7 protein-coding genes and 1 pseudogene are annotated in these 13,468 nt (G+C 76.6%); 5 read left to right on the forward strand and 3 right to left on the reverse strand.

Translation table 11 applies throughout. From position 1 onward, the window contains the following. Positions 1 to 376: 376 nt before the first annotated feature. Positions 377 to 1,804 carry a hypothetical protein gene (locus AMK13_RS11840; RefSeq protein WP_049658584.1) on the reverse strand — a complete coding sequence of 476 codons (1,428 nt, stop codon included), beginning with the start codon at positions 1,802 to 1,804 and terminating at the stop codon, positions 377 to 379. Positions 1,805 to 2,626: 822 nt separating this feature from the next. Between AMK13_RS11840 and AMK13_RS11845 the strand changes: the two genes are divergently transcribed. From AMK13_RS11845 to AMK13_RS11855, 3 genes are all read left to right on the forward strand, one after another. Continuing rightward, positions 2,627 to 4,786 carry an asparagine synthase-related protein gene (locus AMK13_RS11845; RefSeq protein WP_074002089.1) on the forward strand — a complete coding sequence of 720 codons (2,160 nt, stop codon included), beginning with the start codon at positions 2,627 to 2,629 and terminating at the stop codon, positions 4,784 to 4,786. A 115-nt stretch (positions 4,787 to 4,901) separates the two neighbouring features. Further along, entirely contained in the window at positions 4,902 to 5,423 is a 522-nt protein-coding gene (locus AMK13_RS11850; protein ID WP_074002090.1) for a universal stress protein, read from the forward strand. Positions 5,424 to 5,533: 110 nt separating this feature from the next. Further along, positions 5,534 to 6,238 carry a DsbA family oxidoreductase gene (locus AMK13_RS11855; RefSeq protein WP_049660456.1) on the forward strand — a complete coding sequence of 235 codons (705 nt, stop codon included), beginning with the start codon at positions 5,534 to 5,536 and terminating at the stop codon, positions 6,236 to 6,238. Between the two features lie 122 nt (positions 6,239 to 6,360). Here AMK13_RS11855 and AMK13_RS11860 read toward each other — a convergent pair whose 3' ends face one another. Next, a complete protein-coding gene (locus AMK13_RS11860; protein ID WP_241852826.1) occupies positions 6,361 to 8,613 on the reverse strand; it encodes a sigma-70 family RNA polymerase sigma factor in 2,253 nt (750 codons plus the stop codon). A 339-nt stretch (positions 8,614 to 8,952) separates the two neighbouring features. Next, complete coding sequence (locus AMK13_RS11865) at positions 8,953 to 9,840, reverse strand: TetR/AcrR family transcriptional regulator (protein WP_241852827.1); 888 nt, start codon at positions 9,838 to 9,840, stop codon at positions 8,953 to 8,955. A 476-nt stretch (positions 9,841 to 10,316) separates the two neighbouring features. Between AMK13_RS11865 and AMK13_RS11870 the strand changes: the two genes are divergently transcribed. Together AMK13_RS11870 and AMK13_RS11875 are read left to right on the forward strand one after the other, a co-directional pair. Beyond that, the gene (locus tag AMK13_RS11870; RefSeq protein ID WP_079272033.1) at positions 10,317 to 11,765 is read left to right on the forward strand and encodes an NAD(P)/FAD-dependent oxidoreductase; all 1,449 of its coding nucleotides are present in this window, start codon (positions 10,317 to 10,319) and stop codon (positions 11,763 to 11,765) included. A 206-nt stretch (positions 11,766 to 11,971) separates the two neighbouring features. Then, positions 11,972 to 13,258 (forward strand): annotated as a pseudogene (locus AMK13_RS11875) (PP2C family protein-serine/threonine phosphatase); the annotation flags it as partial. Positions 13,259 to 13,468 lie beyond the last annotated feature (210 nt).

The following is a 13,468-nucleotide window of genomic DNA, read 5'->3' on the forward strand; positions in this document are numbered from 1 at the left end:
AGATCAAAGGTGGCGGCGGTGTTTCGCGGGCTCGAACCGCAGCGCCCAGGGGGCGCCTCACCAAGAAGTAACCGCTGCCGTCGCACCGGGAGGTGCGGACGAACTGTTCACGTGTGGGTGTCCAGAGATCGAGGACGGCTGAGGTGACATAGCTGCTCTACCGACTGAGCTACACCGGCCCGAAGCCGGTGACGGGACTCGAACCCGCGACACGCCCATTAAGAGTGGAAGTAACCTCTGCCTGCGCACCTGGACGGGAGAAACCCTAGCCAGGCCCCTCCCGCCGGCGCACCTCAATTACCGCCGGGCCCTCTCGCCGTTCCGGTCGCTGTTCCGGTCGCCGTCCGATGACCAGCCTGAGTCGCCGCTCCGGCGCTCACGCCGGGGCGACGATCACCGCGCGCGCCCGCTCGGTCAACTCCCGTACCCGGCGTTCACCCTGGAAGGGCTCCAGCCGCCGGAGCATCTCCACCACGTACTCCCGGCTGCGCTGCGAGGAGATCCGGCCGGCCACCTCGACGGCGCGTTCGCCGGCGGCGACCGCGGCGTCCAGGTTGCCCGCCTCCGCCTCGGCCATCGCCGAGACCACCAGCCGCAGGCCGTGCGAGCGGACGAAGCCCTCGGTGGGCGTGGCCAGCGCCTCGCGGGTGAACTGCCGGACCTTGGAGGGCACTCCGAGGTCGCGGAAGCACTCGGCGGCGTCGGCGGCGAGCCGGTCGTAGGCGTAGAAGTCGATCCACGCCGGATCGGGATCCCCGGCGCGCGCCCGTTCGAGCGCGCTCTCCGCGGCGCCGAGCGCCGTCGCGCACGCCGCCGCGTTGCGGGCCTTGGCCTGGGCCCGGGCCTCCACCAGGTGGAAGAAGCTCATGGTGCGGGCGGTGGCCAGGCCCCGGTTGCGCTCCAGCGCGGCCTGGGCGAGGTCGACCGCCTCCTCGGCGAAGCCCCGGTAGCCGGCCTGGAGGCTCATCGAGGCCAGCACGTAGCCGCCGAGCGGCACGTCGGCGGCGGCCCGGGCCAGCCGCAGCGCCTGGATGTAGTAGCGCTGGGCGGCCTCGTGCTGCCCGGTGTCGAAGGCCATCCAGCCGGCCAGCCTGGTCAGTTCGGCCGTCGCGCCGAACAGTGCCCGGCCGACCGCGTCGCTGTACGAGGCGAGCAGCAGCGGTGCCGCCTCCACCCGCAGGCACTCCGGCACCATCGACGAACGCCAGTCCCCGCCACCGTACTTGGAGTCCCAGCGGCGGGCCTCCTGGGCGGCCTCGCGGAGCTTGGCGGCGTCCGAGTGGCCGACCCGGTAGGAGGAGGTGTCGGTGGGGGAGCGCGGCACCTCGCGGGCCACCGAGCCGTCCGCCGGGGTGATCAGCCAGCGGGAGACCGGGGTCGCGTAGGCGGCGACCGAGAAGGTGCCGGCCAGGCTGTCGCTCCAGCGGCCGCCGCCGGGGCCCCGGCGCAGGTCGAGGTCGACCCGCCACAGGTCGGTCGCGGAGCGGACCGCGTCGGCGACCTCGCGCGGGAAGGCCAGGCCGAGTTCGGGCGCCGGGTCGGTGTCGCCCAGGCCGATCTCCTCCAGCGGGACGGGCCGGCCGAGCTTGCCGCCGATGGCGGTGGCGATCAGGTGCGGGACGGGCCCCTGCGGCACCATGCCCTTGCTGACCCAGCGGGCCACCGAGGTCTTGTCGTACCGCAGGGTCAACCCGCGCTGGGCGCCGAGGTCGTTGACCCGGCGGGCCAGTCCGGCGTTGCTGATCTGGGCGAGGGTCAGGAGCGTGCCGAGCCGTTCGTTCGGTCCACGTGGGCTGACGGTCATGGTGGCGGCGGCACCTCCTGCGGCCTTGTGCGCGGGGCCCGGGCGGCACCGGGCCGTAGCTGCTGTACCTAGCGTAGTCGGACGCGTTCCGACGGTTAAGAGGTCGCATTCCGGATGGCGGGATCGCGCACTCGGCGGTGCCGCACCGGAGTTGGTCCGGACCACTCGGATCCGGCCGACCGCGCGGCGCTCCGGAGCGTCGTGCTCCGGTCCCGTGTACACGTGCGCCCGGCCGTGCCCCCTGGCCCGACCGGCAGGTCGGCGATTCGCTGGTGGTCGTGGGTCGGCCTGCCGTCGAGGACCCGGCGGGCCGGGGGACGCCGCCGCCTCAATCCCCGCGGGCGGCGGTGGAGTCCGGGAGGGCGTGCGGATGCCCTCCCGGGTCGGGCGACGCCTTTCGGCCATCTCGCGATGCCCATGCCAAAGGCGTTCGTCGGCGGTCCGGGCCGGGGAGGGGGAGGCCCGGCCCGCCCGCCCCCTCGGGAGCGCCCGGACGATCGAACTCCCCTCCGAAGCACGGAACTTGCCCACCCGGCGTGATCGGGCGCCGCCCGGGCCCCGGGCCCTTGAAGGCATCCCCAGGCGCACCCGGGCCGGCCCGCCCCGCCGCCGCTGCCGTCGAACGGGCGGTCCGAACGGAAGCGGAACCCGAAACACCGACCACGGCGACCGCCCGCGGTGGCACGATGTCCACTGACGGCGCGTCGAGCTGCGGGGGCACGCCGGGACGCGCACGGGCCGCCACGGCACACCACCCGGCCGCCCGGCGGGCGGCGAACGAACGCACCGCACGGATGCAGGTCCTCGTCCGGTGGAGGCGCGATGCGGTGGCTGACGGGCTGGTGCACGGGCGCGTCGAGCGCGGGCACCCCGGCGTACGAGGCGCTGGCCAGGGTCGAGCCGATCGCCGCGCGCCCGCTCTGGGCCGGACCGGACCCGCTCTGGGCCGTGGGCGACTGGCGCCCCGGGGAGATCCGCCTGGTCACCCTCCGCCCCGGCGCCCCCGCCGTGGTCAGCACCGGCCCCACCGCCCCCGACCAGGTCGAGGACACCCCCGCCACCTCCCGGCTCGCCGTCCTCGGCCACTGCGGCGCCACCGACGCCGAACTCGCCGCCGGCCTCGCCGCCGCCCGCGGCGGCGCCGTCCGCCACCTGACCGCCTGGCCCGGCAGCTACACCGTCGTGCTGCGCTCCGGCACCCGGTCCACCCTGCTGCTCACCGACCTCGCCGGCGCCCAGCCCGTCTTCCACACCCCGTGGGCCGGCGGCACCGCGTACGCCACCGCCGCCCTGCCGCTCGCCGACCTGGTCGGCGCCCCGCTGGACACCGGCCACCTCGCCGCCCGGCTCGCCTGCCCCGAGTCCCCCGAGGCGCTCGGCACCGGCACCCCGTACGAAGGCGTCCAGGGGGTGCCGCCCGGGCACGTGCTCGGCATCCGCGGCGGCCGCCCGTACCTGTCCGGCTACGACGACCCGGCCGGCGCCGAGCAGCCGCGCGACGAGGCGCCCGCCGTCCGCGAACTCACCCGCGCCCTGCTGGAGTCCGTCCGCTCCCGGGTCCGCACCACCTCGCCCGCCCCCGTCCCCGACCCGGCCGACCCGGCCGACCCGGTCGGGCGGGCCCGGCTGGGCGTCGACCTGTCGTACGGGACGGCCTCCGCGACCGTCGCCCTGCTCGCCGCCGCCGTCCCGCTGCCGTCGGCGACCGCGTCCACCGCAGTGGTCCGGGCGGCCGCGGCCGGGGCCAGGAGCGGTGCGGTCAAGGGCTCCTGGGCCCGCGCCGCCGCCCAGGAACCCGCCGCCCCCGAGCAGTTGGCCGCCGTCACGCTCGGCGAGACCGGGCCCCCGGCCGGTCTCGCGCTCGCCCCCGACACCCCGCGGCTGCGGCACACCGTGCTCGACCCCGGCCCGGACACCCTCCCGTACGCCGGGCCGGGCGCCGACCCGCAGTCCGGCCGGCTCACCGACGAGCCCGGGCCCGAACTCGTCGCCGCCGCCCGGGCCGAGGCCCGCTTCGACGCCGGCGGCACCGACCACCTCACCGGCTACGGCGCCCGGCAGGTGCTGGACGGGCACCCGGCCCGGCTCGCCGACCTCCTCCGGGCCGGCCGGCCGCGCGAACTGCTGTCCCCGGTGGTCGCGTTGGCCGGCGCCGACCGGGCGGCCGCGGGCGTCCTCACCGGCACGCTGCGCACCCCGCTCACCGTGGTCCGGGCCGCCCACCGGCTCTCCCGGGTCCGCTACGCCGAGGCGCTGGACGAGGCGGCCGCCAGACTGACCGCCCGCCACGTCCCGGACGGCGCCGGTACGGCCGGGGCCCGCTCGGCCGCCGACCTCGCCTGGTGCGTGCCCGGTCCGGCCGCCCGCTGGCTGTCCGACGAGGCGCTCTCCGCGGTCGCGCTGCGGCTCCGCCTGGCGGCGCGCAGACCGGCGCCCGGGGAACACCCCGGCGCGCACCGGGCCCGGCACGCCCTCTACCGGCAGGCGCGCGGGTTCCGCACGCTCGTGCACGCCGCCGAACAGCCCGGCCAACGGCTGCACGCGCCCTTCCTCGACAACCAGGTGGTGCGCGCCGCCCGGCTGCTGCCCGACGACGTCCGCCTCCAGCCCGGCGCCCGGCACGCCCTCCTGCACGCCGTCCTCACCGGCGCCGGCCGCACCGACCTGCCCCCCGACTGGGGCCGCGTCCCCCGCCCCGACCGCGCCGCCCCCGCCCGCACCGGCCTGCGCCTCGCCGCCGACGGCCTCGCCGAACTCTTCGACGCCCCGCTGCTCGCCGACGCCGGCCTCATCGACCTCCCCGCCGTCCGGGCCGGCCTCGCCCAGTCCGCCGACCCCGCCACCCCCCTCTCCTCCTCCGCCCTCGCCGGCCTCGCCGACCTCGTCTCCACCGAACTCTGGCTCCGCCGCATCCGCGCCCGCCGCCACGGCGCCTGCTGGACCGGCCTCCCCACCCCCCGCCAACCCGCCCTCACCTCCTGAACCCCCGCCGGCGCCCGGGCCCGCCCCTCCCCGCCCTGCGGCGCGGTTGCCGGGTCCGGATCGGCGGGGCGGTGATGATGGCGGGGGTGTGGATCCGGGGTGAGGAGGACGTGCGGTGGCCGGTGGGAGCGCGGGGCGGGAGGTCCCGGTCGTGCTGTCGGTGCTCGGGCGTCCGCCGGCGGGGCGGCCGCCCGGGGTGCTGGCGGCGTGCGACGGGTCGGACGGGTCGCTGTGGGCGCTGGACCGGGCGATGACGGAGGCCGAGCTGTTCGGGCTGCCGCTGTACGTGCTCGCCGTGGTCAACCCGGCGCCGGCCGGTTACCCCCCGGGGATGGCGGAGCTGGTGCAGGAGAGCGTGGAGACGCTGGTCGAGAGCATGGCGGACGGGCTGCGCCGCTCGGTGGCCGCCGTGCAGCGCAGGCGTCCCGTGCCGTACGCGGGGGAGCTGTCGCTGCACGTGGTGCTGGGCAATGTGATCGAGGTGCTGCTGGAGGCGGCGACCCGGCAGCACACGCTGGTGATCGGCACCCGGGGCAACGGCGGCTTCGCCCGGTTGCTGATGGGTTCGGTGAGTTCGGCGGTCGTGCACCACGCGGCCTGCCCGGTGCTGGTGGTTCCGGCGCCGCCCGCGGCCTGACCTGGAGCGGAGCGGGAAAGACGCCCGCGGGGTGCCGGGAATGTACCGAGATGGTTCATCGTTCATCCATCTTGTCCCCATCCCACAAGACGCCCCCTGGAGCCCCCCGCATGAAGGTCGAGATCTGGAGCGACATCGCCTGCCCCTGGTGCTACATCGGCAAGCGCCGTTTCGAGCAGGCCCTGGCGGACTTCCCGGGCAAGGAGCAGGTCGAGGTCGTCTACCGTCCGTACCAGCTGGTCCCGGACGCCCCCGCCACGGCGAGCCCGCACCGCGCCTGGCTGGCCGAGCGCTACGGCCCGCAGTCGGTGGCGATGGACGCGCGGGTGGCCGAGCTGGGCCTTGCCGAGGGCATCGCGTACGACTTCGACGCCGCGCTGCACGCCAACACCTTCCTGGGCCACCGCCTGCTGCACCTCGCGGAGTCCGAGTACGGCCCGGCCGTCCAGGGGCGGCTGAAGGAGGCGCTGCTGAAGGCGCACTTCACCGACGGCGTCGACGTCGGCGACCGTGCCGCGCTGACCGACGTCGCCGTGGCGTCCGGCCTGGACCGGGACCGGGTGACCGCCTACCTGGCGGGCGACGAGGGCACCGCCGAGGTCAACGCCCAGCTGGCCGAGGGCCGGGAGCTGGGCATCAGCGCCGTGCCGACCTTCGTCTTCGAGGGCAAGTGGGCCGTCCAGGGCGGCCAGGACGCCGCGACCTTCGGCAAGGTGCTGGAGCAGGTCGCCGCCGAGATCGGCGAGCGCCGCCCCGCCCCGGTGCAGGTCGCCCCGGCCGGGGAGGCCTGCGCGGACGGCTCCTGCGCCATCTGACGGCCGACCGGGCCCAGGCCGCCCACCCCGGCGGCCCACCCGGGCACGGCACCGCGGACCCGAGGCCCGCTCCAGCACCCCTGGAGCGGGCCTCCGTCATGCCCGCCCGGAGCGCGCCCGGGTCACGAGCAGCGGAAGCGGGCCTCGGCCCAGTCCGCGACGTTCAGCGCCGACCAGATCCCGCTCACCGGCGTGACCGACAGCTTGATCGCCTTCTGCCCGGCCAGCGGCACGTGCACCGGCACCGCGTCGTCGCCGACGGCCAGCGCGCGGGAGCGCCACAGGACGGTGCCGTCGGTGCCCTGGACGGTGAAGACGACCCCGCCCGGCGAGATCGTGGCGTCGTCCACCCCGGCCAGCGCGTCGAAGGACGTGCACGTGCGGTTGAGGTCGATCACGGTGGCCGCCGGGGCGTGCACGGTGATCACGTGCGGGTGGTAGTCGCCGCCGATCCAGCCGCCGTCCCGCTGCCAGAACTTGTCGCTGTCCTTCTGCCGGATGCTCGGCTCGGGCGGCGGCACCCGGTTGCTGCCGGGCTTGAGCACGGGCAGCGAGTTGCCCCAGAAGTCGCTGAGCACGGGCGGCGTCGGCGTGGGGACGGTCGGGGTCGGCACCGGCGGCAGGGTGGGCGTCGGGACGACCGGCACGTCGGGGGTGGGCAGCGGCGGCAGGCTCGGTACGGGCACCACCGGGGGAGTGAAGGCCGGCGTCGGCGTCTTCGGGCTGCCGGACGTGGGCGTGCCGGACTCCGGTGCCCGGGTGGTGGCGGGCGGCGGGGCGGGCGTGGACGCGGCGGCCGGCTTGGTGTCGGCGCTCGACGCGGGCGCCTCCGGGGCCGGTGCGGCGGCGCCGGGCGCCGGGGCCGCGGCGGGTGCCGCGGGTGCGGCGGACGCGGGCGCGGGCGGTGCCGGGGAGGCGGCGGCCGGGGCGCTGGGGGCCGGGGGAGCGGCCGCCGGGGGCTGCGGTTCGGGTGAGCCGGTGAGCGCGTACGCGGCGACGGCGGCCGCGGCGACCGCGATGGCGGCGGCGATCCCGGCCTTGGCGGCGGTGCCCAGGCCCTCGCCGGCCGCGGCGGCGCCGGCCCCGCCCCCGCCGGAGGCCGCACCGGCCGCACCGGCCGAGCCCGCAGCGCCCGCGGCTCCCGCGGACCCGGAGGTCGCGGCGGCCGTCCCGGCCGCTGCCGCACCGCCGACGGCGGCGGCACCGCCCACGGCGGCCGCGGCGGCGCCGAACCCGCCGACGCCGATCCAGACCAGCACCCCGCCGGGCAGCAGGGCGCGCAGCCCGGTGTTGATCTCGGTCAGTTCCAGGCAGGCGGCCGTGCAGCGGTCGCACTCAGTGAGGTGCCGGCCGACCTCCGCCGAGGCCCGCTTGCGCAGCGAGCCGCGCGCGTACGCGCCGAGCCGGTTGGCGTACGCCTCGCAGGCGCTGTCCTGGCTGCCCGAGACGTGCGCCTGGAGGAACGCGGCGGCGAGCCGGTCGCGGGCCCGGTGGGCCTGGACGGCGGTGGCGTTGGCGGTCTTGCCGAGCATCACCGCGACGGTCTTCGGGGACTCCCGCTCGACCTCGGTGTGCCAGAGCACCATCCGGTCGTCCTCGGGCAGTTCGGCGTAGGCCTGCATGACCATCCGCTGGTCGGCCATCGCCATCGCCCAGGCGTCGGCGCCCGGGTCGGCGAGGTCGAAGTCGACCACGGCGGCCGAGGTCTGCGCGAACACGGCGAAGTCGTCGACGAGTTGCTCGCGCCGCTCGCTGCGGTGCCAGGCGGCGGCGACGTTGCGCACGGCGGTCAGCAGGTACGCGCGGACGGCGAACTCGGGGCCCTTGCCCGCCCGCAGCGCCTGCAGGGTGCGGGCGAAGACCTCGCCCGCGAGGTCCTCGGCGGTGAAGCTGTCCCGGCAGCAGGTGCGGGCGTAGCGGCGCACCGAGTCGGCGTGCCGGCGGTAGATCTCCTCGTACGCGGTGTCGTCGCCGGCCCGCACCCGGGCGGTCAACTCGGAGTCGGAGGCCGGGCGCTCGCCGTCCACCGGGTCGGCGGGGGCGGGCACGGTCGGCCGGGCGGTGCGGCCGTCGCCGGTGAACGGTTCGCCGACGAACGCCTCGGGGGCGACGCCGCCCCGGCCCGCCGGGGCCTGCCCGGGCACCCGGCCCGGGGGCAGTGCGGCGGCGGAGGCGGAGAGCGTCTCGCGGCTGGGCATCCCGGCCTGGTCGGGGACGTGGCCGGCGGCCGAACCCGCTGCGGCGCCCGGCACTTGGGCCGTACCGCCAGCGCTGCCGAGACTGCAGGGGCCCGCGGCGGACCCCTCGGCGGTCTCACCGGAGCGGCCCCCGAAGTCGAGGCCGTACCCGTAGTCGTTCTGTTCCTCGGCGCTCACAACGGACCCCAGATTCCACGACAGCCCCCGTAGTGTGGCAGGGCGCGCGGGAGTGCGTAGGCGCACGGTTCCCCGGCGTACGGCGCCGACGGCGCGCGAACGGCGCGCATCGGGACATTGGCTCCAACCACGGGCAAAGGATGGCATAGCGCAGGGATCGGCGGTAGCCGGACCGGTCGCCTTCCACTCCTCCGAGGGGCCGTCGCGGGGGCGTTCGCCCAGCGTGCGGCGGCGGGGTGTGCGACTCCCGCACCCCGGCGCGCGCACTCGGGTCGCGCGCCGGTCCTCCTCCCAACTCCCGTGCCCGTCCGGCGTGGCGGCCCGGCCGGCCGACGGGTGTCAGCGCTCCCGCAGGCCGTCCAACAGGATCTGCAGCAGCCGGTCCGAGGGCCCGGCGACCGGCTGGCCCTCCGTCTGCGGAGAAATCGGCGAGAAACCGACGGCCGTCGGCGCGGAGACCGACGGACGGGCCGCGTGCACCGGCACCGAGGCCGTCAGCACCAGCACCACGTCCGACACCGTGACGCCCGGCCGCAGTTCGCCCGCCGCACCGGCCCGCGCCACCAGCGCGGCCAGCAGCTGGAGCAGCAGCCGGGGATCGGCGTCGGCCGCCGACGGCTCGACCGCCCCGCCGGAACGGGCCTCCTCGCCGCGCAGGTCGAAGCGGACCGCGGCCGGCGGCTCCGCCGCCCGCTGCTCGGGCACCCGGCCCAGCTCCTCCGCGTACCGGAACGCCTCCGGCGGCAGCAGCCGCCCGGCGCCGCTGCTCACCGCGCGGGCCAGGTAGCCGGCCAGCGCCTCCCAGGCGCCGTCACCGCCGTACAGCGACTCCCGCGCCTGCGCGGTCAGCCACGCCACCTCCTCGGCGGCGATCCGCTGGACCAGCACCTCCTTGCTCGGGAAGCGCCGGTAGACGGTGCCGACCCCGACCCCGGCCCGGCGCGCCACCTCCTCCATCGGCGCGCCGTAGCCGAACTCGCCGAACACCTCGCGCGCCGCCCGCAGCACGCTCTCCAGGTTCCGCCGGGCGTCCACCCGCAACCGGGCCCCCGGCACCGGCACGGCGGCCGGCGCTGGCTCGACCCGGTACGGGACGGCCGCCCGGGCCAGACCGGCCGGTGCCGTCCCGCCCTGCGGCAGGTCCACCGGGCCGCGCTGCTCGGGGACCATGCCCGGTCCGACCTGCGACGCACCCGCCCGCCCCAATACCTGCTCCTGATCCATCATCCCAACTCTCCCCCGCAGGCGTCCGAAACCGGACCCTGTCGTCGCCCGCCCCTGCACCCCCCGGTGCAGCTCGGCCCGTCAGAAGTGACCCGATGACCCATGCTCGTGCCGCCCGTCCCGATCCGGTGACCACGGTTCGTGCCGCCGCGCCGGGTCCACGTCCGGCTCGGCGCGTCGGCACCGACCGGGGCCCTGTCCGGGAACTACCCTTCCCCGGATGACCGTCCCCCAGTCGGGTTCTCACGCCAACGCTGGAACTGGCCGTAGTGGCCGCTCCACGGTGCGTCGCCGCTGATTGTCATGGCGACGGCCGCCCCGGTACACAATCCGACCATAGTTCACCACTCTCCGAGGCCGAAAGTGCGTCAGAAAGTCGCCCAGTAGGCACAACTGGCCACGACGGTCACTCGCGTCGCAACCAGCCCCGTACGGACTGTGGACAAGACGACCCCCGCCGGTCCTTCATAGGGGGCGTGATGGGGGACACCCCCGGCCGCGGGGTGGCCGGGACGAAACGTCGCATCGGCAGGAGGCGCACCATCAGGATCCTGATCGCCGGCGGCGGCTGCGCCGGAACGGCCGCCGCACTCCACCTCCAGCGCGCCCTGCGGGAACGGCTGCGGCGCGGCGAGGCGGAGATCACCGTCGTCGAGCCCCAGGCGTACTTCACCTACCACCCGCTGCTGGCCGAGGTGGCGGCCGGCTCGATCGACCCGAGACACGTGGTCGTCCCGTTGCGCCGGGTCCTGCCGGACTGCCGGGTGCTCACCGCCCGGATCACCCGGATCGAACACGCCGCCCGGCGCGCCCTGGCCGACGCCGCGGGCCCCGGCGAACCCCCCGCCCCGGTCGAACTCCCTTACGACGTCCTCGTGGTGGCCCCCGGATCGGTCTCCCGCACGGCGCCGGTGCCCGGCCTCGCCGAGCACGGCCTCGGCTTCTCCACCGTCGGCGAGGCGGTGGGCCTGCGCAACCACGTCCTGGAGCAGCTCGACCTCGCCTCCGCCACCCGCGACCCGGCGCTGCGCCAGGCCGCGCTCACCTTCGTCTTCGTCGGCGCCGGCTACGCGGGCGTCGGCGCGCTCGCCGAACTGGAGGACATGGCCCGCACCGCCGTGCGCGGCTACCACAACGTCCGCGCCGAGGACCTGCGCTGGGTGCTGGTCGAGGCGACCGGGCGGATCCTCGCCGAGGAGTCGCCCGAACTCGCCCGGCACACCCTGGGGGAGCTGCGCGAACGCGGCGTCGACATCCGGCTGAGCACCACCCTGGAGTCCGCCGCCGACCGGGTCGTGGCACTCTCCGACGGCAGCCGCTTCGGCGCCCGCACGCTGGTCTGGACGGCGGGCGTCCGGCCGTCCCCGCTGCTGCGCGCGACCGACCTGCCGCTGGACACCCTCGGCCGGGTGCGGTGCCTGGCGACCCTGCAGGCCGTCGGACCGGACGGGCGCGCCCTGCCCGGCGTCTGGGCGGCCGGCGACTGCGCCGCCGTACCGGACCCGAACGCGGACGGCGCCCCCTGCGCCCCCAACGCCCAGCACGCCTTCGCCCAGGCCGAGCTGCTCGCCCGCAACGTCGTGGTGGCCCTGGACGGCGGCCCGCACGCCCCGGGCCTGGCCGACTACCGGCCCGGCCCCGCCGCCTGCTCGACCTCGCTCGGCCCGCACCGGGCCGTCGCCCACACCCGGCGCGGCGGCAGGCTCACCGGCCGCCGGGCCTGGTGGCTGCACCGGGCCCGGCACCTGCGGCGGCTGCCGAGCACCGAGCGCCGGGTGCGGGTGCTGATGGACTGGGTGCTGGGCGGGGTGTTCTCCCGCGAGCCGGTCTCGCTGGGTGCGATGGAGCACCCGCGTTCGGCCTTCGAGGAGGGGTTCGGCCCCGAGCCCGGACGGCCGTCCGACGCCGGCCCCGATGCTCCCCGGTGACCGCGGCCGCCGACCCGGGCCGGCGGCCGACCGGACGGCGAACCGGGGAGTGGGTCGGACGGCGGATCGGGCGGCCACGCCGGGCGCGCGACTTCCGGAACCGGGCCTCCGCCTGACAGGATCAGCCCGACCTGGTCATTACCCCGTGTGCTGCTGCGCACACAAAAAGTGATGATATGCCTGGAAAACGAGGAAGCGGCCGTCGTTTGAACCTCATGCGCTGGAGCGCCCGGCTCGCCGGAGTCCCCTGGCGTGCCCTCCCGCCCCCCGGGACCGGCACCGAGGACGGTGCGCCCTGCCCCGAGGGCGTCGTCGTGCCGGGCCCCCGCGATCCGGCCGGCCCCGCCGCCACCGCGGAGCTCCCCGACCCGCACAAGCCGCAGAACCTGCGCGAGGTCCTCAACCGCATCCCCGCCCCGGTCGCCGTCACCTACGGCCCGCTCCACCAGCTCGGCTACGCCAACCGCGCCTACCGCGAACTCTTCGGCGAACGCCCCACCGGACTGCCGGCCGCCGAGGCGCTCCCCGAACTCGCCACCATGGGCGTCCTGCCCCTGATGGACCAGGTCATCCGCGGCGGCCGCCCGCGCAGCGTCAAGGCCCGCTGCATCCTCGGCCTCACCGGCAACCGCTACTACAACGTCTCCTGCGTCCCGCTCGGCACGGGGGAGGGCGGCGACGCCCCCGCCGAGGGACCGCCCGCCGGCGTGCTGATCTTCGCCGCCGAGGTCACCGACCAGGTCCTCGCCGCGGCCCGCCTGCGCGAAGCGGAACGCCGCCAGCGCGAGGCCGCCGTCACCCTCCAGCGCAGCCTGCTCCCGCAGAAGCTCGACCAGCCGGCCGGCCTGCGGGTCGCCGCCACCTACCAGCCGGGCGGCGCCGAGGCCGCGGTCGGCGGCGACTGGTACGACGTCATCGCCATCGACGGCGGGCGCACGGCACTCGTCATCGGCGACGTCATGGGCCGCGGCCTGCGCGCCGCCGCCGTCATGGGCCAGCTGCGGACGGCGGTCCGCGCCTACGCCCGCCTCGACCTCCCGCCGCACGAGGTGATGCGCCTGCTCGACGGCCTCGCCATGGAGATCGACGCCAACCAGATCGCCACCTGCACCTACGCCGTCTGGGACCCGCGGCGCCGCACCCTCTCCTACGCCTCCGCCGGACACCTCCCCGTCCTGCTGCGCTGCCCGGACGGCACCATCCTGCGCAGCGAGGAGCAGAACGGCCCGCCGCTCGGCACCGGCGGCGGCCTGCACGTCTCCCACACCCTGCGCCTGCTCCCCGGTACGACCGGTGTCCTCTATACCGACGGACTGGTCGAGCGCCGGGACGAGGACATCGACCAGGGCCTCGACCTCCTGGCCCGCACCCTGACCGGCGCGATCGGCGCCCCCGAGGTGATCTGCGCCCGGCTGCTGCGGGCGATGGGCGTGACCTCCGAGCACGACGACGACGTCGCCGTCCTGGCCTTCCAGCTGCCGGCGGAGGAGGGCACCGAGAATTCGGTTGCGCCACTTGACCCGGCGACTCCAGAGGTCTAGTGTTCTTCGAGCTGCCTGGCAGGGAGCACCGGACACGCATCTGCGCGGACGGTCCCGCGGTGGCCAATCCTCTGAAACACCACTTCCGGTTCGTGCCGGTCGTTTGCGCTTTTCGGCGCTGTGACCTGGTGCTTATTCGGCGTGCTCGTTTTATCGGGTTGC

Source organism: Streptomyces sp. CB02056, from assembly GCF_001905545.1.
In the GTDB taxonomy this organism is placed as follows: domain Bacteria; phylum Actinomycetota; class Actinomycetes; order Streptomycetales; family Streptomycetaceae; genus Kitasatospora.